General features: G+C 65.5%; 16 protein-coding genes. 14 read left to right on the top strand and 2 right to left on the bottom strand.

Features of this window, described 5'->3' with window-relative positions; translation table 11 throughout:
• Positions 1-3 precede the first annotated feature (3 nt).
• The 8 genes from ACP7BV_RS09095 to ACP7BV_RS09130 all read left to right on the top strand — a co-directional run bounded on the left by ACP7BV_RS09095 (position 4) and on the right by ACP7BV_RS09130 (position 11740).
• The gene (locus tag ACP7BV_RS09095) at positions 4-1020 is read left to right on the top strand and encodes a LacI family DNA-binding transcriptional regulator (RefSeq protein ID WP_426103490.1); all 1017 of its coding nucleotides are present in this window, start codon (positions 4-6) and stop codon (positions 1018-1020) included.
• Between the two features lie 80 nt (positions 1021-1100).
• Complete coding sequence (locus tag ACP7BV_RS09100; protein ID WP_426103491.1) at positions 1101-3608, top strand: glycoside hydrolase family 3 N-terminal domain-containing protein; 2508 nt, start codon at positions 1101-1103, stop codon at positions 3606-3608.
• Positions 3605-4588 (top strand): glucokinase, encoded by a 984-nt coding sequence (locus tag ACP7BV_RS09105; protein WP_426103492.1) that lies wholly within the window; start codon positions 3605-3607, stop codon positions 4586-4588. The genes ACP7BV_RS09100 and ACP7BV_RS09105 overlap by 4 nt, the downstream gene beginning before the upstream one ends.
• A gap of 24 nt (positions 4589-4612) precedes the next feature.
• Positions 4613-5908 carry a sugar MFS transporter gene (locus tag ACP7BV_RS09110; RefSeq protein ID WP_426103493.1) on the top strand — a complete coding sequence of 432 codons (1296 nt, stop codon included), beginning with the start codon at positions 4613-4615 and terminating at the stop codon, positions 5906-5908.
• 144 nt (positions 5909-6052) lie between these two features.
• Entirely contained in the window at positions 6053-6883 is an 831-nt protein-coding gene (locus ACP7BV_RS09115) for a DUF4142 domain-containing protein (RefSeq protein ID WP_426103494.1), read from the top strand.
• Positions 6884-6958: 75 nt separating this feature from the next.
• On the top strand, positions 6959-8083 hold the full coding sequence (locus tag ACP7BV_RS09120) for an AEC family transporter (protein ID WP_426103495.1): 1125 nt from the start codon (positions 6959-6961) through the stop codon (positions 8081-8083).
• A gap of 79 nt (positions 8084-8162) precedes the next feature.
• Complete coding sequence (locus tag ACP7BV_RS09125; RefSeq protein ID WP_426103599.1) at positions 8163-11036, top strand: diguanylate cyclase; 2874 nt, start codon at positions 8163-8165, stop codon at positions 11034-11036.
• 179 nt (positions 11037-11215) lie between these two features.
• Positions 11216-11740 (top strand): hypothetical protein, encoded by a 525-nt coding sequence (locus tag ACP7BV_RS09130; protein WP_426103496.1) that lies wholly within the window; start codon positions 11216-11218, stop codon positions 11738-11740.
• Between the two features lie 436 nt (positions 11741-12176).
• Here ACP7BV_RS09130 and ACP7BV_RS09135 read toward each other — a convergent pair whose 3' ends face one another.
• The gene (locus tag ACP7BV_RS09135) at positions 12177-12773 is read right to left on the bottom strand and encodes an FMN-binding negative transcriptional regulator (protein ID WP_426103497.1); all 597 of its coding nucleotides are present in this window, start codon (positions 12771-12773) and stop codon (positions 12177-12179) included.
• Between the two features lie 3 nt (positions 12774-12776).
• Entirely contained in the window at positions 12777-13241 is a 465-nt protein-coding gene (locus ACP7BV_RS09140; protein WP_426103498.1) for an OsmC family protein, read from the bottom strand.
• An 89-nt stretch (positions 13242-13330) separates the two neighbouring features.
• On the opposite strand from ACP7BV_RS09140, the gene ACP7BV_RS09145 reads away from it, so the two are divergent.
• The 6 genes from ACP7BV_RS09145 (at position 13331) to ACP7BV_RS09170 (ending at position 20012) form a co-directional block, all read left to right on the top strand.
• A complete protein-coding gene (locus ACP7BV_RS09145) occupies positions 13331-14821 on the top strand; it encodes a PLP-dependent aminotransferase family protein (protein ID WP_426103499.1) in 1491 nt (496 codons plus the stop codon).
• 81 nt (positions 14822-14902) lie between these two features.
• Positions 14903-15466: a DNA-3-methyladenine glycosylase I gene (locus ACP7BV_RS09150; RefSeq protein WP_426103500.1), complete on the top strand. Its 564-nt coding sequence runs from the start codon at positions 14903-14905 to the stop codon at positions 15464-15466.
• Positions 15435-17111, top strand: coding sequence for an FAD-dependent 5-carboxymethylaminomethyl-2-thiouridine(34) oxidoreductase MnmC (mnmC, locus tag ACP7BV_RS09155; RefSeq protein ID WP_426103501.1), 1677 nt, complete (start codon positions 15435-15437; stop codon positions 17109-17111). Before ACP7BV_RS09150 ends, mnmC begins: the two co-directional genes overlap by 32 nt.
• A gap of 126 nt (positions 17112-17237) precedes the next feature.
• Positions 17238-17945, top strand: coding sequence for a sensor histidine kinase (locus tag ACP7BV_RS09160; RefSeq protein ID WP_426103502.1), 708 nt, complete (start codon positions 17238-17240; stop codon positions 17943-17945).
• Complete coding sequence (locus ACP7BV_RS09165) at positions 17942-19621, top strand: tetratricopeptide repeat protein (RefSeq protein WP_426103503.1); 1680 nt, start codon at positions 17942-17944, stop codon at positions 19619-19621. Before ACP7BV_RS09160 ends, ACP7BV_RS09165 begins: the two co-directional genes overlap by 4 nt.
• Positions 19622-19796: 175 nt before the next feature.
• Positions 19797-20012: a hypothetical protein gene (locus tag ACP7BV_RS09170; RefSeq protein ID WP_426103504.1), complete on the top strand. Its 216-nt coding sequence runs from the start codon at positions 19797-19799 to the stop codon at positions 20010-20012.
• The last annotated feature ends 29 nt before the right edge of the window (positions 20013-20041 follow it).

Consider the following 20041-nt stretch of genomic DNA (forward strand, 5'->3'; position numbering starts at 1 on the left):
GACATGGCCACTATCAAGGATGTAGCCCGCCTGGCGGGCGTGGGACTGGGAACCGCTTCGCGCGTGGTCAGCGGCAAGGGCTCGGTGTCTCAGGCAACCATGGAAAAAGTCAGACAGGCGATCGAGGAGCTCGACTTTCGGCCCTCGCACGCGGCCCGCTCGCTGCTCTCGGGCAGCTCGCAAATGATCGGGGTTTACATCCCGGTGCTCAAGGGGACGTTTTACACGCCGATCCTGCAATTGATCGACACCGAGCTGCGCGCCGCCGGGCTGCACATGGTGGTCGCTTTTGGCGTAGGCCTGGGCAACCCGCGCGAGCAGGCAATTGAAGGCATCGAATTTCTGATGGAGCGCGGCTGCGACGGTTTGATCGCCATGACCAACCACCTGACCGACGCCGACATTGCGGCGCTGGGGCCGAAGCAATCGCGCCTGGTGGTGCTGAACCACAGCTTTGCGAGCATTCCCGAACAGTGCTTCACGGCCGACCATACGCAAGGCGGGGTGCTGGCGGCGCGCGCCTTGCTCGACCTTGCGCATCGCAAAATCGCCGTGATTGCCGGCCCTTCCACGCTGCCCGACAACGTGGCCCGTATCGCCGGCTTCATGGGCGAAATGGAGCGCGCGGGGATCGACACGGCCGCCATGTGGGTGGCCGAGAGCGATTTTTCGCCCGAAGGCGGCTGGGCCTGCGCCAAGGAGCTGGTCGAGTCAGGCCACGTGTTCACGGCGCTATTTTGCGCCAATGATGAAATGGCCGTCGGTGCGCTCTCGTTCCTGCACGAGATTGGCATGTCGGTGCCGGGCGACGTGTCGGTGCTGGGCTACGACGATACGCCAAGCACTGAATTTTCGGCCCCGCGCCTGACGTCGGTGCACGTCCCGTGGCGCACGGTCACGCGGTCCGGGCTGAACGCGCTGCTCAACCGCTGCTATGGCCTAGAGCGCGCCGTCACGCGCGATTTTCCGATCAGCGTCACGCAGCGCGCTTCGCTCGCCAAAGCCGCACAATCAGATTGACAAAAACACCCCGAGACCGCAATATCGATCTTAATTGGAATCGCTTCCAATTTGACCTCCACCGACCCTGCGCAAAGACCATGATCAAACATTCCTGTCTCATCGCCGCCGCCGCGCTGCTGCACGCCGGCGCCGCCTCCGCCGCAACTGCCCCCACCGCTGCCGTCAGTGCGCCACTGGCCGACTGGCCCCGCATCCGCAGCGCCGTCCCGCCCGACGCCAGGCTTGAAGCGCAAGTCAAAAAAATCGTGGCCGGCATGTCGCTGCGCCAGAAAATCGGCCAGATGACGCAGCCCGAAATCAAGTCCGTCACGCCCGACCAGGTCAGGGAGTTTTACATTGGGTCGGTCTTGAATGGCGGCGGCAGCTGGCCGAACGGGAACAAGTACGCCACGCCGGCCGACTGGGTCGCGCTGGCCGACAAATACTACGACGCTTCGATGAGCACCGACATGGCGACCAAGGTACCGGTCATCTGGGGCATCGACGCCATGCACGGCAACAGCAATGTGTACGGCGCCACGCTGTTCCCGCACAATATTGGCCTGGGCGCGGCGCGCGACAAGCTTTTGATCCGCAAGATGGCCGCGGCCGTGGGCCAGTCGGTGCGCGCCACCGGCATCAACTGGGTGTTCGCGCCCACGCTGGCCGTGGTGCGCGACGATCGCTGGGGCCGCACCTACGAGAGTTTTTCGGAAGACCCCGCACTGGTGAGCAGCTACGGCGGCCAGTACGTGAGCGGCCTGCAGGGCAACCTGAAAGGCGACGCCAACGTGGTGGCCACAGCCAAGCACTTCATCGGCGACGGCGGCACCGACCAGGGCAAGGACCAGGGCGTGAACAAGGCCGGCAAGGCCGAGATGATCAAGCTGCACGCCCAGGGCTATTACAGCGCCCTGGCGGCCGGCGCGCAGACGGTGATGGCGTCGTTCAACAGCTGGAACGATGTGGCCGGCGGTGTCGATTACGGCAAAATGCACGGCAGTAAAGCCTTGCTGACCGATGTCCTGAAAACGAAAATAGGCTTTGACGGCATGGTCGTCTCGGACTGGAACGGCATTGCCCAGGTCCCCGGCTGCACCAACGACAGCTGCCCGCAGGCGATCAACGCCGGCATCGACCTGGTCATGGTGCCTGACGACTGGAAGGCCTTCATCGCCAACACCGTCAGGCAAGTGGAAGCCGGGGAAATCCCGATGGCGCGCATCGACGACGCCGTGGCCCGCATCGTGCGCGTCAAGCTGCGCGCCGGCTTGTTCGGCAAAAAGCCTTCAGCAAACCCGTTTGCAGGCAAGCCGGAGGCGCTGCAGGCGCGCGCGCTGGCGCGCCAGGCGGTGCGCGAATCGCTGGTGCTGCTCAAGAACGACGCCGGCGCGCTGCCGCTGGCACGCGGCAAAAAAATCCTGGTGGTTGGCAAAAGCGCCGACAACCTGTCGAACCAGAGCGGCGGCTGGAGCCTGACCTGGCAGGGCACCGCCAACCGGAACAGCGACTTTCCCAACGCCGACTCGATCCTGAAAGGCATCCAGGAGGCAGCGGGCGCGGCCAACGTCACCTACAGCGAAACGGCGGCGGGTGTCGATGTGGCAGCGTTCGACGCGGTAATCGCGGTCATCGGCGAGACGCCCTATGCGGAGGGCGACGGCGACATCGGCCCATCGGGCACGCTGCGCCACAGCGCGCGCCATCCTGAAGACCTGGCGCTGCTGCAGGCCGTGGCCGGCAAGGGCAAGCCGGTCATCACGGTGCTGGTGGCGGGCCGCCCGCTGTACACCAACGACCTGATGAACCTGTCGGACAGTTTTGTCGCCGCCTGGCTGCCCGGCACCGAAGGCAAGGGCGTGGCCGACGTGCTGTTCAAGGGCGCCTATGGTTTTACGGGCAAGCTGTCGTTCTCGTGGCCCAAGGCCGTCTGCCAGGGTTCGCTCAACGTGGGCGACAAGGATTACGCGCCGCTGTTCGCTTACGGCTACGGGCTTGATTACGCGAGCCGCGTCAAGGTCGGCCAGCTGGACGCGGCATTTGCCGACGGCGGCTGCGGCGTGACCAATATGTACCCGGTCTTTCACCAGGCCGACCGCGCCACCTGGCCCTTGTACGCCGTCAGCGGCGCGCAGCGCACCGCCTTGGGACTGGACGTCAACAGCGTGGCTACCGTGCCCAATCTGAAAGTGGAAACCACCCAGGTCAACACCCAGCAAGACGGCAAGCAGGCCACCTGGACCGGCCCCGCGCGGCTCGAGGCGCATGGCGCCAGGGCGATCGCCCTGCCGGCCTTTGCCAGCGTTGACGGCGCGCTGCAGTTCGATACCATCGTCAGCGCCGCGCCAAAGGGGAAGGTCACCGTGTCAATTGGCGCCGCTGCGCTTGACGTGACCGGCGTGTTTGAACGCCTGGCCGGCAAGCAGAAGCAAACAGTGCGCATTCCCTTGGCATGCTTTAGCGCCAAGGGCGCCAACCTGGCCAGCATGGATACCCCGTTCGCCGTTGACAGCGAGGCCGCCTTCACGGCCGCTTTCGCCAACATCCAGATCGTTGGCGGTGGCGCCAAAGAGAAGGATGCCTTGACTTGCGCGGAGGCCAAATGAACCTCGACAATGTGCGCTTTTCCGATGGTCCGCGCCTGCTGGCCGACGTCGGCGGCACCAACGCGCGCTTTGCCATCGAAACGTCGCCGCGCCAGTTCGACGCCGTTGCGGTGCTGCCGTGCAGTGCGTTCCCGAGCCTGGGCGCGGCCGCCGCGGCGTATCTGAACAGCGGCGCGGCCAGTGCCCATGCGGGCGCGGTTCGCCATGCGGCGATCGCCATTGCCAACCCGATCGACGGCGACGCCATCCGCATGACCAACCATACGTGGAGCTTTTCGACGGCCGCTCTGCGCAAGGAGCTTGATTTGTCCACGCTGCTGGTGGTGAACGACTTCACGGCGCTGGCGATGGCGCTGCCGTACTTGCGCTCGTCGCAGCGTATCCGGGTGGGCGGCGGCGTCGAGCTGCCGGGGCGCACCATCGGGCTGGTGGGGCCGGGCACCGGCCTTGGCGTGTCGGGCATCGTGCCGGTGGACGGGCGCTGGGCGCCGCTGGCCAGCGAGGGCGGGCACGCCAGCTTTGCGCCCGCCGACGATATTGAAATCGCCATCATGCAGCAGCTTTGGCACGACTTCGGACACGCCTCGGCCGAACGGCTGCTGTCGGGGCCCGGGCTGGAACTGATCTACCGCGTCATCTCGGGCGGCGCCTTGGGGGCGGCGGCCATCACCGAACGCGCGCTGGCCGGCCAGGACGCCGACTGCCTGCGCACGGTCGACTGCTTTTGCGGCGTACTCGGTTCGGTTGCGGGAAATGTCGCCTTAACCCTGGGCGCGACCGGAGGCATGTATATTGGCGGGGGCATCGTGCCGCGCCTGGGCGCACTGTTTGCGCAGTCGCCGTTTCGGGCGCGCTTTGAGGCCAAAGGGCGCCTGCAGAGCTACCTGGAAAAAATCCCGACGTACCTCATTACCGAGCAGTACCCCGCGTTCCTCGGCGTGTCGGCGATCCTGTCCGAACAACCGGCGCACCGGCATTAAAACACCCAACGGAGACTTCACTACATGGAACACATTTCACAGCCGGGCGCGCTGCGCAGCAATTACGCGGAGCAGGGCAGCACCACCGGGCCGCTCATCATCGTCACCATCCTGTTTTTCATGTGGGGCTTGCTCACATCCATGAACGACGTGCTGATCCCGCACCTCAAATCGGTCTACACGCTCACCTACGTGCAGGCGATGCTGGTGCAGTTCTGCTTTTTCGGCGCATATTTCGTGGTGTCGCTGCCGGCCGGGATATTGATCAAGAAAATCGGCTACCAGAAGGGCGCCGTCACCGGCCTGATGATCGCCGCCGCCGGGTGCGCGCTGTTCTATCCGGCCGCCACGTCCGGCTATGGCCTGTTCCTGCTGGCGTTTTTCGTGCTGGCCTCGGGCATTACCATCTTGCAGGTGGCGGCCAATCCGTATGTCACTGAACTGGGCAATCCGCAGACGGCGTCGAGCCGGCTGACGCTGACCCAGGCCTTCAATTCGCTGGGCACCACGGTCGGTCCGCCGCTGGGCGGCATGCTGATTCTGGGCGGCGTGGTGCTGAGCGTGACCGAGCTGGCGGCGCTGCCGGCGGCCGAGCAGGCGGCGTATCGCGCCAAGGAAGCGGCGATGGTCTCGGGTCCTTACCTTGCCCTGGCGGCGGCCTTGATGGCGCTGGCGGTGCTGTTTGCGCTGGCGCGCCTGCCCAAGATCACCCACGCCGAGCCGGTCAGCAGTGTGGCGGCGGCGCAAGGCAAGCCGTCGGCGCTGTCGCACCTGCACCTGTTGCTGGGTGCGGTCGGCATCTTCCTGTATGTGGGCGGCGAAGTGAGCATTGGCAGCTTCCTGATCAGCTTTATGGGTGATCCGTCAATCGCCGGACTGCGCTCAGACAGCGCAGCCAACTACGTGGCCTATTATTGGGGCGGGGCCATGGTGGGCCGCTTTATTGGTTTTGCGGTCATGCGTTACGTCAGCCCGGGCAAGGCGCTCGCCTTCAATGCGGCGTGTTCGATCGCGCTGATTTTGATTGCCATTTTTGGCTCCGGCAAGGTGGCGATGTATGCCATCCTGGCGGTGGGCCTGTGCAACTCGATCATGTTTCCGACTATTTTCAGCATGGCGCTCAACAAACTCGGGCCGCTGACGGGCCAGGGTTCGGGCATCCTGTGCATGGCCATCGTGGGTGGTGCGCTGGTGCCCTTCGTGCAAGGCTTCGTGGCCGATACGGTCGGGCTGCAGATGTCGTTCCTGGTGCCCGCCGCCTGCTACACCTTCATCTTGTTCTATGGGCTGAAGTTTGCGGGGATGTACAGCAAGCCCTAAATTCTGACGCTCAGGTGAAAGCAATGATTTCCGACTGGGAATCATTGCTTTTTTCGTTTTGGGGCGTGGCACGCCAACTGAACTTGGTGGCGACACGCGTTGTCAAAAAGTTGACACCATCCCCAACCCGAACAGGAGAGTGAAATGCTGAAAACCAAATTAGCCAGAGGCGCGCTGGCGATCTCGGCCGTTGCGGCCTTGTTTGCCGCGCTCGCGGTCCAGGCGCAAACGGGCGGCGGCAGCGCCGGGTCGACGGGCGCAGGCCAGTCCGGTACCGGCCAGCCAGCCGGGCAGCCCACTGCGGGCCAGGAGGGCAGCCATGCGGGCATGCACAGTGGCAAGCAGACTGGAACGCAGAGCGGCACCCAGAGCGGCGCCCAGAGCGGCACTCAGGCAGGCAGCAGCACGGCAAGCGGCGCTGGCACCATGGGCGGGGCGGCACCGAGCCGGGCCGACCAAAAACTGATCAAGGACATGGCTATGGCCAACCTGGCCGAAATCGAAGCTGGCCGCATGGCGCAAGGAAAAACGCAAAGCGATCAAGTGAAAAGTTTTGCGCAGCAAATGATTGACGACCATACCAAGGCATTGGGCGAAGTGCAGCAGCTTGCGCAAGCCAAGGGCGTGGCGCTGCCAACCGAGCTCGACCGCATGCACAAGCGCAAGGCCGAACGCATGGCCGCGCTGTCCGGCGACGCCTTCGACCGCGCCTACATGGCTCAGGCAGGGCTGGCCGACCACAAGGCCACCCACAGTCTGCTGCAAAAAGTACAGTCGCAGGCCAAGGATCCCGACGTCAAGGCTCTGGCCGCGCGCACCATGCCCGTTGTCGATCAGCACTTGAGCTCGGCGCAGCAGTTACACAAGGATACGGCGCGCGGCAGCAGTCGCACCCAGGGCAATACCGGTGCCTCGTCCGACAAGACCGACAAGACCGACAAGGCCGACAAGACCGACAAGACCGACAAAAAATAGGCACCCAAAGGCCAATGGGCGTTGCAGGCAGGTTCAGGCGTACGAGCGGGGCGGTCAGGCTACAATGACCGCTCCATGCAAGCCATCCTCGCCACGACTTTCCCGTTTTTTGCACTTGTGCTGTGCGGCTATGTGGCTGTGCGCAGGCACATGTTGCCGCAGCTTGCCATTCCGGGCATGAACGGCTTTGTGCTGTACTTCGCGCTGCCATGCCTGCTGTACCGATTCGGATCGACCACGCCGCTGGCGCAACTGCTCGATCCGGGTGTGTTCGGCGTATATTTGCTGTGCGCGCTGGTCATGGTGGCACTGGCGGTGGGGTTTGCGCGCGTGCGCGGCGTAGACTGGAATAATGGCGCCTTCGGAGCGCTGGTGGCGGCGTTTCCCAACACCGGCTTCATGGGCGTGCCCTTGCTGGTGGCCCTGCTGGGGCCACGCGCGTCGGGACCGGTCATCGTCACCATCACAATCGACCTGCTCATCACCACATCGCTATGCATCGCCCTGTCGCGACTGGGGCAGGGCGGCAGCGGCACGGCTTTGCGCCACGCCTTGGCGGGCGTGCTGCGCAATCCCATGCCATGGGCGATCATGCTCGGCGCGCTCGCTTCGGGTATGGCGATCACGCTGCCGGGGCCAGTCAACGGCACGGTTGCCTTGCTGGCGGGCGCGGCGTCGCCCGTTGCGCTGTTCACCATTGGCGCCGTGCTGGCGCGCTCGCAAATGCAGGCCGCCGGACCGGCTGCCTGGCCTTCTGCCGGGTCTACTGCCGCGTCCACTGGCGGGGCATCTTCCTCGTCCACTTCCTCGTCCACCTCCTCGTCCACTTCCTGGTCCGCTTCTTGGTTCGCTTCTTGGTTCGCTTCTTGTTTCGCTTCTTGTTTCGCTTCTTGGTCCGCCTCCCGGTCCAGCCGCTGGTCGACTGTCTGGTCCCACGTCGTCCCGTTCGCGCTCGCCAAGCTGCTGCTCCATCCGCTGCTGGTGTTCGGCGCCGGGCACGCCGCAATTGCCGCCGGCGCGCCGCTCGACCCGTTTGCGTTCAAGGTGCTGGTGCTGGTCGCCTGTTTGCCAAGCGCGAGCAATGTGGCGCTGCTGACCGAACGCTTTGGCGCCGATACCGGCCGCGTAGCGCGCATCATCCTGGTCTCGACGGCACTCTCGTTTTTCAGCTTCTTGGCAGCCGTTGCAATATTGTCATGACTAGCGGTGGATGTTTGTGAAATAATAACGTCCGAACGCCGGGCTGTGCCGGTATTGACAGGGAAATCACGTGGTAGAGATGTTTGTAATGGACGCGCAGTTGGCGCAGTGGGAGGCGGCGCTGCCGTCCCTGCAGGATGGCGCGCGCCTGCACCTGATGGTGCGCCTGGCGTGGCACTTGCGCCAGCGCGACGTGACGCGCGCGCGCAGCCTGGCGCATGCCGCCGGCGAACTGCTCGCGCTGCTGCCCGACCCCGAACGCAGCCGGGCCGAAGCGCGCCTGATGCTGATTGAAGGCGAAGCCAAATGGCTGTTCGGCGAGCATGATGCGGCGCGTGCGCTGGCCGACCAGGCCTGCATCGAATTCGACCAGCAGGGCGACGCCATCGGCAGCGCCGACGCGCGCTGGCTGCGCGCCTGGCTCGAAATCGACCGCGGCAATGCCGCGGTCGGCGAACACGAACTTGCCAGCGCCGGCGGCTACGTGCGCCAGTCCGGCGACCCGCTGCGCATCGAAGTGTTCGACGCCGGCGCCGCCGTGTTCGCGTGCTACGTCGACCTGGGCGCCGCCACCGAACAATGGGCCGTCCGCTTTGACGCGCGCGCCAGTGGCGCCCACCTGGCCGTGAATGGCTGGATCCGCGACTACCAGGGTTCCAGCGCCTTTCAAGGGGGCGACTTCGGCGCCGCCGTCGGCCCGCTGACGCAGGCTTACGAGGCGGCCCGCGCGACCGGCCAGCTGCGCCGCGCGATCAACCTGGCCAGCAATATCGGCAACGCCTTGATCAACCTGAACGCGCAGGAAGCGGCGCTTGAATGGATGCAGCGTGGCCTGGAGCTGGCGCGCACCACGCACTGGCCCATCAGCGTAGGGCTGGCCCTGATGCAGACGGCGCAAACGCTGCGCCAGCTCGGCCAACGCGCCGCCGCGCTGGCGCTGCTCGATGAAGCGCTGGTCACGCTCGCGCCGCTGCCGCAGGAACGCGCCTACGCCATCGCGCTCGAATACCACGGCGACCTGGCGCTCGACGGCGGCGACTACGAACGCGCGCTGGAGAGCTTCCACAAGCTCGAAGAGCGCGGCGTGGCGCTCGGCCAGCTTGATTTTCAGAGCGGCGCGCGGCGCGGCCAGGCGCACGCGCTGTCCAGCCTGAACCGGCCGCAGGCCGCGCTGGCCAAGGCCGACGCCGCGCTGGCGCTGGCGCGCGAGCATGACGACACCTACAACCAGATCGCCGCGCTGACGGTGCTGGCGCTGATCCACACGCGCCACGCACTGCCCGCGCCCGACCCCATGTTCGGCCCCAACGCCGCGCTGCATTTCCTGCGCCAGGCCATGGCGGTGGCCGCGACCATCGACGGCTACAGCATACCGGCCGACTTGCTCGACGCCGTTGCCAGCGAATACGCCGGCGTGGGCGAGCATGCGCGCGCTTATGAAGTGGCGTTGCAGGCCAGCGCCGCGCGCGAGGCGGCCCACCTGCAGCAGGCCGCCAACCGCGCCGCCGCCTTGCGCGTGCAGCATCAGGGCGAGGCCGCGCGCAACGAAGCGGCGCACCAGCGCGGCATTGCCGCCGCCGACGCCTTGCGCGCCGAAGTGCAGCGGCAAACCAGCGCCACGCTCGAACATCTGGTGGCCATCGGCCAGGAGATCACCACCCATCTTGAGGCCAGCGCCGTGTACCGCGCGCTCGCGCGCCACGTGCACGGCTTGCTCGATGGCGCGCACCTGTCGATTTTCGTCGTCGAGGCCGACGGCGACTCGCTCAGCTGCGCTTACAGCATTGACGACGGCAGGCCGGCTTCGGCCGCGTGCCTCTCGCTGACCGGTCAGGGCGGCGAGGCGGCCCGCTGCGTGCGCGAGCGGCGCGAAATTCTCATTGAGCGCGTTCTCGCTGAGCGCGTTCTCACTGAAAGCGACGGGGCGCAAGGCGAACAGGCGCCCGTGCTGAGCGAGCTGTTTGCGCCGCTGCTGATCGGCGAACGCGTGCTGGGCGCGATGACGGTGCAGTCGCAGGCCGCGCACGCCTACGGCGAACGCGAACGGTTGATCTTCCGCTCACTCTGTTCGTACGGCGCCATCGCGCTCGACAACGCCAACGCTTACCGCCAGGTGGCGGCCACCTTGACAACCTTGAGCGCCACCCAGGCGCAGCTGGTGGAAAAAAATCTCGCGCTTGAAAAGGCTTACCAGGCGCTGGAAGAGCTCAGCCTCACCGACCAGCTGACGGGCCTTCGCAACCGCCGCTTTTTCCTGCAGCACGTGGAGGGAGACGTCGGCATGGCGCTGCGCCATCATGACGATCCGCTGCGCAGCACGGCCAACGACGAGCACTGCGGGCCTGGGCGCGACATGGTGTTCTTCATGGTCGACCTGGATCACTTCAAGGACGTCAACGACGTGCACGGCCATGCCGCCGGCGATGCGGTGCTGGTGCAGATGCAGGAACGGCTGCGTGAAGTGTTCCGCGAGTCGGACTACCTGATCCGCTGGGGCGGCGAGGAATTCCTGGTGCTGGCGCGCGCCACGCACCGCGACGACGCCAAGGTGGTGGCCGAGCGCATCCGCCAGGCCGTGGCCAAGCGTACGTTCGTGCTGGCCGACGGCACCGAGCTGGCCAAGACTTGTTCGATCGGCTTTGCGTGCTTTCCGTTCGTGCCCGAAGAGCCGCGCCTGCTGTCCTGGTCGGAAGTGGTGGAGCTGGCGGACCAGGCGCTGTACCTGGTCAAGCGTTCGGGGCGCGATGGCTGGGCGGGCATTTACAGCACGCCGGAAAGCCAGTTCAATGAGCTCTTTCCAAGGCTGGTCACGCAGCTGGCGCAAGCGGTGGCCGGTGGCGAAGCGAAGGTCGTCACCAATCTGGCGCATCTGGAAATGCCGGGCGCCCGAGAGTGGCGCGTGACGGAAATCGCGGCAACCACACCACATACCCCCCACCTGAAATTTGCATAAAAAACGGGCAAGGATGTCGTCATGCTTTGGGGGCCAGTAGCAAATATGATTAGCGATGCTCCGAGCATGAGGTCATTGGCGGCTGCTTGAGTTTCTGCAAGGAAATAATCTCGGACTCGTTATATGGTGGATCCGCGCTCATCGACCGATAGCGCATCACCCACCAGGGAGTCTGGAAGATGGCAACGTCGCAGCCGTGCGCATGTACGCACTTGAACGTCTCGCAAAAGAAAATGGTGTTCCTGTCGAGTTTTACGATCCCGAACGACAATACCGGCGGCCATAAATTCTATTATGACCGGCAGTTTAGCGCCCCATTTAGCGTACCGAAGGGTTGGTCGTTCGTCGTCACGGACATCACCGTCGCCGCCAGTCCCGTGTCCGGGCCGCTGCCCGATCCCAAGCGCTACATCCTTGCCATCGTCGCCTTTACCAACGGCGAGGAGCGCCATTTCGAGGCCTCCCTCCTGACCGACAACACCATGCACACGCCGTTGTCCGGCGCCTATGTGATCCCGTCCGGCCATACGCCCACGTTCAGGAATACGACCTTCTCGACGTCTCACGCGGAGGCGAAACTGATCGGGTATTTCGTGCCGGGCGACGGCCTGGGCCCCGGCGAACCGGCGTTCCCCGGCGCCGCCGCTGCGGCGACCGATGTGGAAGGTCAAGCACCATTGGCGCGCAAGGCGCCGATCGGCTAAAGCACGGCGCCGTCTGTTTCCCGGCGCTTGTATGCCGGGAAGCAGGCAGCGCACGCTGCGAGCAAGATGCCGGCAGGTGAGCACGGTCGTCAACCCGGCGCCATGGCAGTGCCGCAGCACCCGGCACGGGTATGATGGAACGACGTTTCCGGCGCGCCGGGACGCTTGCCTACTTTGCCGAATCCATCATGATGAACACCACCCGCACCAGATCGCGCCGCACACGCCAATGGCGGCGCACAGTCTTGCAAGCGAGCTTGCTCGCTGGGCTTGGCGCTCTGGCAGCGCCCGATGCGCGGGCCGGCAAACAGGTCGTCGGGGGCGTGCAAGTGAACGCCTGTGAACAAATTCAAATGTTCAGGGGCCGGGTGGATTTTCACACTCCCTACACCCCGTGCCCCAACTGACAGGGCCGGGTACCGGTTCTCCGGCCCGGCTAAGCGCGCCGATACAGCGCCAACCCGGTATCGGCCGCCACCATCGCCTGATCCTGCGGCGTGCGATTCTGGCTCATCTTCCACTTCCCCTGCATCCTGCTCACGGGAATTTCAATCCCCACGATCGCCTGCATGATCTTGTCAATCCACGCGCGCGGCGCCTGATCCACCGTCCACGGTGCGGCGCGCGCCGCTTCGTGCGTCGCCGTCATCCGCTCCAGCAGCGCCAGCAGCCACTGTGCATCTTCCACCGCGCGCAGCCGTCCATGCGCATGCACCACCGCGTAATTCCAGGTCGGCACCACCTTGCCGCTGACCTGCTTTTCCTCGTACAGCGACGGCGACACATACGCCGACGGGCCCTGGAACACGACCATCGTCTCGCCGTCGTGGCGCCACAGGGGATTGGCGCGCGCCACGTGCGCGCGCAGTACGCCCAACGGCGCATCAAGCGTTGCCGGGCCCAGTTCAAACGGTATGTGGTCCGCTGCCAGCCCGTCGGCACCATTGACAATCACGGTTCCCAGCGGGTGCTGCGCAATCAGTTGCTGCAGCAGTGCCGGGCGGGTTTCATCGAAAGGCGGGGGTGAGTACATGGTTCAGGGTACTCCCTTGATAAGGACTTCGGCTTTGATCGAATTGGCGATGTAGCATTTCTGGTGGGCGCTGTGATGAATCGCGTCCAGTTCCGCCGCCGCAGGCGCGCGCTCGCCGCCGAACACGATCGCCGGCGCCAGCGTAATGCGCGTGATCGCCATTTTGCCCTCGCCATTCCGGTCCATGAGGCCCACTGCCTGGTCGCAGTAGCTGTCCACGATCAAGCCGCGCTGCGCGGCGATCGACAGGAAAAACAGCATGTGGCAGCTCGAGACCGCAGCCACCAGTGCTTCTTCCGGATCGAGCGCGCCGGGGTCCGACATCGGCAGCGGCACCGAGTGCGGCGAGGACGAGGCCGGCACCGTCAGCCCGCCATCGAAACGCCATGCATGCGCGCGGCTGTAGCGGTTGTCGGCAAACGGCTGCGCGCCGCGCTTCCAGGCAATGGTGGCAACAAACTGCGTCATGGCGGCTCCCGAAAAAGATAAGTGACAGTCATCTTACGATGCACTTTGGCTTGTTCAAATAGCCAATTTGAGCGAATATGGAAAGACCAATGAATACTGCCGAACTCTTCGCGTCCTTGACGCTTGACCGCAATGCCGCCGCGCCGCTGTTTCGCCAGCTGTACGGCGCCGTCAAGGACGCCGTGCTGCGCGGCACGCTCAGATCAGGCATGCAGCTGCCGCCCACGCGCGAACTGTGCCGCCTGATGGGCGTCTCGCGCCAGACCGTGCTCAATGCCTGGGACCAGCTGATGGCCGAAGGCTACCTCAGCGGCTTTGTCGGCAAGGGCACCTTTATCGGCAGCCAGTTGCCGGTGGGCGCGCGCACGCCGGCGCCGCGCGGCCTGATGCGGCCCCTGTCGGCGCGCGGGGCCAACTACGCCGGCGCCATGAAGTACGTCGGCTACCACCAGGGACCGGTGCGCGCCTTTCGCGCCAGCATGCCGGGCCTGGACCTGTTCCCGTTCGACGTCTGGAGCCGGCTCGAGGCGCGCCGCTGGCGCCGGCCCGACCACCACATGGGCTACAGCGACCCGGCCGGCTACGCGCCGCTGCGCGAGCTGCTATGCGTGTACCTGCGCGCCGCGCGCGGGGTCAACTGCACGCCCGGCCAGATCATCATGACTTCCGGCTCGCAGCAGGGCCTGTACCTGCTGTGCGCGCTGCTGCTCGACCCGGGCGACAAGGTGTGGGTCGAGTCGCCCGGCTACCAGGGCGCCAGCGCTCCCTTGTTCGCGATGGGCGCGCAAGTTTGCACGGTGCCCGTCGACGAACAAGGGATGGATGTCGCCTATGGCGTGGCGCGCTATCCGGATGCGAAGATGGTGCTCTCGACGCCGTCGCACCAGCTGCCGCTGGGGGTGACGATGTCGCTGCAGCGCCGCCTCGAATTGCTGCGCTGGGCCGGCGCCAACGGCGCCTGGATCATCGAGGATGATTACGACAGCGAGTACCGCTACACCGGTCCGCCGCTGGCGTCGCTGCAGGGCCTCGACAGCGCCGACTGCACCGTGTACGTGGGCACGCTGTCCAAGGTGCTGTTTCCGGGACTGCGCCTCGGTTACATTGTGGCGCCGCCGGCGCTGGTTGAACCCATCGTACGGGCCAAGGCGGCGCTCGACCGCCACAACGCGATCGTGCCGCAGATGGTGCTGGCCGACTTCATGGGCGAAGGCCATTTCGCGCGCCACATCAAGCGCACGCGCGAGGCTTACGCCGAGCGGCGCTGCGCGCTGCTGGACGGGATTGCCGCGCGCCTGGGCGACCAGCTGCGTTGCGGGCCGGCCGATGCGGGGCTGGACCTGTGCGTTTTTTTCCAGCGCGCGCTGGACCAGGACCAGGACCAGGTGGCGCGCATGGCGCTCGAGCAGGCGGTGGAGGCGCGGCCGTTGTCGTACTACGCGAGCCGCGTGGCCACGCCCGAATGCGCCACGGCGCCCGGGCTGTTGCTCGGTTTTTCATCGATCAAGCCGGCCGAAATCGCGCACGGCCTGGACGTGCTGGAAAAGGTCTTGCGCGCCGCCGGGAAGATTCAGGTTTGACCCGCGCGCCGCGCTTGCCGCTGCGCCTGAATTTTTTCCGCTACGATTTTCAGCCGGCCGCGCAGGCGCTATACTGCGCCCATGACGACCATCCGCTGCTCCTGGGCCAATCCGGCCAACCCGCGCTACCTCGACTACCACGACACCGAGTGGGGCGTGCCTTGCCACGACGAGAACCGCTTGTTCGAAATGCTCAACCTCGAAGGCGCGCAGGCGGGCCTGAGCTGGGAAACCATTCTGAACAAGCGCGACACTTACCGCATCGCTTTTGACAACTGGGACGCTGAAAAAATCGCCCTTTACGGTCCCGACAAAGTGGCCGAACTGCTGTCGAATGCCGGCATCGTGCGCAACAAGCTCAAGGTGGCCGCCGCCATCACCAATGCCCAGGCCTACCTGCGCCTGCGCGCCGAAGGCGGCTTGCTCGACCAGTACCTGTGGGCATTTGTCGACGGCAAGCCGCTCTGCAACCGGTATACGTCGGACACGCGGCCGGCAACAACCGAGCTGTCGGACCGCATCTCCAAGGACCTCGCCAAGCGCGGCTTCAAGTTCGTCGGCTCCACCATCGTGTACGCCTACATGCAGGGCATCGGGATGGTAGACGACCACGATGTTGCCTGCTTCCGGCACGGCTGCAAGTAGCGCCATGGACTGGCAAGGGCGCGCGCAATTTACCGTTTTCGACAGCGACTACGGCGACGGCGAACGGTTTCGCACTTTGCTGCAACGCTGGCGCGATGACGGCGCGCGGCCGGCGCGCCTGCATTACATCGCGCTGCACGCTTCGCCCTTGCCCGGCTTTCGCCGCATCCCGCAGATGGACGCCGGCGTCACGCTCGACCTGCTGTGCGCCCCGCTTGACGAGGCGCTCGCGCAGCTCGATGCACGGCTCGACGCCATCACGCTGCACGCCATTGCCGGGACCAGCTTTGCGCGCGCCCTGGCGCGCCTGGCGGCGCCCGGCGCCCGGCTCACTGCCAGCGCGCTGACAACGGCGCAGGCGCACACGCTGGGCGGCGCCGGCTTTGCCTGCACCAGCGGCCCTGACGGCACCCTGCGCGCCGTGTTCACCACCCGCAAGCCGCCATCGCCGTGGATGCGCACACCAGAACCGCAGCGGCGCGCCATCGTGCTGGGCGCCGGCATCGCCGGCGCTGCCGCCTGCGAGCGCCTGTGCGCGCGCGGCTGGCACGTAACGCTGGTCGAGCGCCATGCGCAAGCGGCCAGCGAGGCATCGGGCAACCAGGCCGGCATTTACATGCCGCTGCTCTCGCAGGACGACAATGTCATGACGCGCCTGTCGCGCGCGGCCTTTCTGTATGCGCTGGCGTATTGGGATACCTTGGGCGGTATCGGGCCTGGGGCGCGCATCCATGGCGCCGCCTGCGGCGTGCTGCAGCTGGCACGCGGCGCGCAGCACGCCGGCGTTCAGCGCGCCATCGCCGAGCGCCATGGCTATCCGTCCGAGTACGCGCAATGGCTTGAAGAGGGCCCCGCCAGCGCGCTGTTGGGCAGCGCCGCGCCGGACGGCGCCTGGCTGTTCCGCCAGGCCGGCTGGGCGCAGCCGGCCAGCGTGTGCGCGGCCATGCTGGATGCCTGCGGTAGCAGGCTGGTGCGCCGCTTTGGCGCGGGCAGCGTGCGCCTGGTGCACGGCGCCGGGCAATGGTCGGCGCTGGACGCATCGGGCACGCTGGTGGCCAGTGCGCCGGTCGTCATCGTTGCCAACGGCACCGGCGCGCGCCACTTGGCGCAAACCGATGCGCTGCCGCTGGCCAGCGTGCGCGGACAAGTCACTTACCTGGCTGAAGGCGCCTTGCCGGCCTTGCCGTTTGTGCTGTGCCGCGAAGCTTACCTGACGCCTGCAGTCAAGGGCTGGCACAGCCTGGGCGCGAGCTACGACGCCGATCCCGATCCGGCCTTGCGCCAGGCCAGCCAGCTTGAAAACCTGGTCAAGATCGGTTCGATGCTGGACAACCCGGCGCTGGGCGGCGCTGCGCCGCTGGCCGGGCGCGTGGGCTTTCGCTGCGTGGCCCCGGACCGCTTGCCGCTGGTGGGCGCGCTGCCGCAGCAGGACGACGGCGCGCGCATCGAGCGGCTGCGCCAGGTGCCGCGCCAGAACGGCCTGTACGGCTTGCTCGGCTATGCGTCGCGCGGCCTGGCGTGGGCGCCGCTGGCAGCCGAGCTGCTCGCGTCCCAGCTGGACGGCGAGCCGCTGCCGCTGGAAGCCGAATTGGCCGCCGCGCTCGATCCGGCACGTTTCCTGGTGCGTGCGCGGCGTCGCCTGTGACAGAACTCGTGATACAACACCCGGGATACAACACTGCAAGCAGATTCAAACGAATCGGCCGGCGAAGCATCGTATAATTGGCTTGCGGCAACTTTTCTGTTCCGCTGCCACGGGAGACTGGGAACGATGGACGATACGCCGAGCTCCGGAGAGCTTTTTCTGTTCCTTGCGTCCACCGCGCATGATATGAAAAATTCCATCAGCGTCCTGTCGGGCACGCTGGAAACGCTGATCGTGGGCGCCTCGCCCGAAACCGAGTCGGCCTATCCGCAGATGGCGCACATGCTGTACCAGACCAAGCGCCTGAACGACAACCTGATCCAGCTGCTGGCGCTGTACAAGCAGGTCGGCAAACCCGAATACCCGTTCGACATCCAGCCGCTCGAGTTGGGCAACCTGATGGAGCAGGTGGTCGCGGCCGAGCGCGTGCTGCTCACCTCCAGGGGCATCACGCTGGTCACCGATTTCGATCCCGCGCTGATCTGGCACTTCGATGAAGACTTGATCATCGGCGTGCTCGGCCACGCCATCAACAATGCCGTCAACTACACGCGCGACACGATCCGCCTGGCTGCGGTTAAGGTCGGCGACTGTCTTGAAATCCGGGTCGAGGACAACGGCACCGGCTATCCGGCCGCGATGCTCGAAGCAGGCGTGTCGGCCATGCAGGGCAAGCGCGCGGGCGTGAACTTCCTGACCAACAGCACCGGCCTGGGGCTGTATTTTTCCAGCGAGGTGGCCAAGATGCACAAGCACCGCGAGCGCAGCGGCAGCTTGCGGCTCGAGAACGGCGGCGCCTTTGGCGGCGGCTGCTTTGTACTGACTTTGCCATGAGCGAGGCGCTCAAGCTGAACGCGTCGCTGGCCACGTCCAGCCAGCATATCGACTGGTCGGCCAAGAGCTATCTGATCGTCGACGACTTCATCGGCGTGCGCCAGCTGCTGCGCGAGTCGCTGCGCAACCTGGGTGCCAAGAACGTCGACCAGGCCTCCAGCGGCGGCGAGGCGATGGCCTTGCTGGTGCGCACCCGCTACGACGTGGTGCTGTGCGATTACAACCTGGGAGAAGGCAAGAACGGCCAGCAGGTGCTGGAGGAAGCGCGCATGCGCAACCTGCTGATGCCCAGCAGCGTGTGGCTGATGGTGTCGGCCGAAAAAAGCACCGAATCGGTCATGGGCGCAGCCGAGCACCAGCCCGACGCCTACCTGATCAAGCCGATCACCGAAGGCGTGCTGCTGACGCGCTTGAACCGCGTCTGGCACAAGAAGCAGGTCTTCAAAAAGATCGACCAGGCGTATGCCGAGAAGGATTTCCTGCGCGCGGCGAAAATGTGCGACGAGCAGATGGGGCAGAACAAGGTGCACGAGATCGACCTGCTGCGCATGAAGGCGCACCTGATGCTCAAGAGCGGCGAGCCGGGCAAGGCGCGCGAAGCGTACGAACGCGTACTCAAGGAGCGCGAATACCAATGGGCGCGCGCCGGACTGGCCAAGATCCGCATGGCCAACGGCGAATTCGATCAGGCGCGCCAGATTTTCCAGGCCGTGATCGCGGATAACCGCTATTACATGGACGCCTACGACCAGCTGGCCAAGGCTTACACCGAGATGGGGCAGGCCGAAGAAGCCTGCTCCATCCTGGAGCGGGCCGCGCGCCTGTCGCCCAATTCGGTGACGCGCCAGCGCGCGCTCGGCCAGGTCTCGCTCAAGCTGGGCAACGTGGGCATGGCGGAAAAGGCGTTCAGGAAGTGCATCGCGATCGGTGAATATTCGGTGCTCAAAAGCGCCGACCCTTACCTGGGCCTGGCGCGCGTATGCGGCCTGAAAAACGACACCAAGGAAGCGCTCGCGCTGTTGCTGACGGCGCAGCGCGAGTTCGCGACCGACCAGATCCAGCTGCGCGCCAAGATCACCGAAGGCATGGTGTATCACGAGAGCGGCGACTTTCGGCGCGCGCGCAAGGCCGGCGACGAGATCGAGGAAATGCTGGTGCGCGATCCGGTGCGCCCGGATACGGCGACCTGCATGGAGACGGCAACCTTGCTGTTTGCCGTGGGCGTGAAGGAGACGCCGGTCGACTTGCTGTGCTACGTCATCAAGAACAACCACGACAACACGGTGCTGCTCGACGATGTGCAAAAAGTGTTCGACAAGGCACGCATGAGCGACGAGGGCGTTGCGCTGATCAAGGCGTCGAAGAAGGAAGCGTCGGACCTGATGAACCAGGGCGTGTTGCTGTGGAAGACCGGCAAGCTGGCCGAGGCGGTGCTCTGGATGCGCGATGCGCGCGCGACATTGCCCAACAATATGCGCATCTTGTTCAATGCTGCGCAGATCTTAATTTCGCATTTGCAGCAGCTTGGTTACGATGCGGCGCTGGCCGACGAAACCACTGAGGTATTGCTGCACGTGGACAAGGTGATGCCGGGCCAGCAGCGCTTTGCGCAACTGATGGAACAGCTGGCGTCGCTGTCCCCCAAGAGCGATGAAGAGGCGGGCACGGCCGCGTGATAGGGAAACCAGGCCGCCCAAGCGAATCGACACGGCTTTGCGCTGCACCCAACAAGCGACTTCAAAGCGTCGTATTTATTACGCTGCACGCCGGTTTTCTTCGTCTGAACGCATGCTAGTGGTAAACTGCAAGTTACGCGGGATATTCCGCATTTCATCAGGAAAAGGGACGTACATGCGCGACATCGCAAAGGAAGTCTACGAAAAGATGAGAGTTGGTAACAGTGCGTGGATCAAGCCTGTTGCCGCCAAGGGCGATACGGTGCCCGCATTTCAGGCAGTGCATGAGCAAGCCAAACAGATGGCGGAAGACGGGCTCATTTCCATCTCCAGGGTCGAGCGCCAGGACGATGGCTTGATCGACGCCATCCGCATCCAGCGCCTGGCCTGACCAGGCCAGCGCGGCCGGTCGTATTTCTG

It is taken from the genome of Massilia sp. TSP1-1-2, from assembly GCF_049896185.1.
Lineage (GTDB): Bacteria > Pseudomonadota > Gammaproteobacteria > Burkholderiales > Burkholderiaceae_D > Telluria_A.

Excerpts from the sequence above, each read along its gene's own strand:
- ACP7BV_RS09095 (WP_426103490.1), top strand. The coding sequence starts at position 4 with ATGGCCACTATCAAGGATGTAGCCCGCCTGGCGGGCGTGGGACTGGGA.
- ACP7BV_RS09100 (WP_426103491.1), top strand. The coding sequence starts at position 1,101 with ATGATCAAACATTCCTGTCTCATCGCCGCCGCCGCGCTGCTGCACGCC.
- ACP7BV_RS09105 (WP_426103492.1), top strand. The coding sequence starts at position 3,605 with ATGAACCTCGACAATGTGCGCTTTTCCGATGGTCCGCGCCTGCTGGCC.
- ACP7BV_RS09110 (WP_426103493.1), top strand. The coding sequence starts at position 4,613 with ATGGAACACATTTCACAGCCGGGCGCGCTGCGCAGCAATTACGCGGAG.
- ACP7BV_RS09115 (WP_426103494.1), top strand. The coding sequence starts at position 6,053 with ATGCTGAAAACCAAATTAGCCAGAGGCGCGCTGGCGATCTCGGCCGTT.
- ACP7BV_RS09120 (WP_426103495.1), top strand. The coding sequence starts at position 6,959 with ATGCAAGCCATCCTCGCCACGACTTTCCCGTTTTTTGCACTTGTGCTG.
- ACP7BV_RS09125 (WP_426103599.1), top strand. The coding sequence starts at position 8,163 with ATGTTTGTAATGGACGCGCAGTTGGCGCAGTGGGAGGCGGCGCTGCCG.
- ACP7BV_RS09130 (WP_426103496.1), top strand. The coding sequence starts at position 11,216 with ATGGCAACGTCGCAGCCGTGCGCATGTACGCACTTGAACGTCTCGCAA.
- ACP7BV_RS09135 (WP_426103497.1), bottom strand. The coding sequence starts at position 12,773 with ATGTACTCACCCCCGCCTTTCGATGAAACCCGCCCGGCACTGCTGCAG.
- ACP7BV_RS09140 (WP_426103498.1), bottom strand. The coding sequence starts at position 13,241 with ATGACGCAGTTTGTTGCCACCATTGCCTGGAAGCGCGGCGCGCAGCCG.
- ACP7BV_RS09145 (WP_426103499.1), top strand. The coding sequence starts at position 13,331 with ATGAATACTGCCGAACTCTTCGCGTCCTTGACGCTTGACCGCAATGCC.
- ACP7BV_RS09150 (WP_426103500.1), top strand. The coding sequence starts at position 14,903 with ATGACGACCATCCGCTGCTCCTGGGCCAATCCGGCCAACCCGCGCTAC.
- mnmC (WP_426103501.1), top strand. The coding sequence starts at position 15,435 with ATGTTGCCTGCTTCCGGCACGGCTGCAAGTAGCGCCATGGACTGGCAA.
- ACP7BV_RS09160 (WP_426103502.1), top strand. The coding sequence starts at position 17,238 with ATGGACGATACGCCGAGCTCCGGAGAGCTTTTTCTGTTCCTTGCGTCC.
- ACP7BV_RS09165 (WP_426103503.1), top strand. The coding sequence starts at position 17,942 with ATGAGCGAGGCGCTCAAGCTGAACGCGTCGCTGGCCACGTCCAGCCAG.
- ACP7BV_RS09170 (WP_426103504.1), top strand. The coding sequence starts at position 19,797 with ATGCGCGACATCGCAAAGGAAGTCTACGAAAAGATGAGAGTTGGTAAC.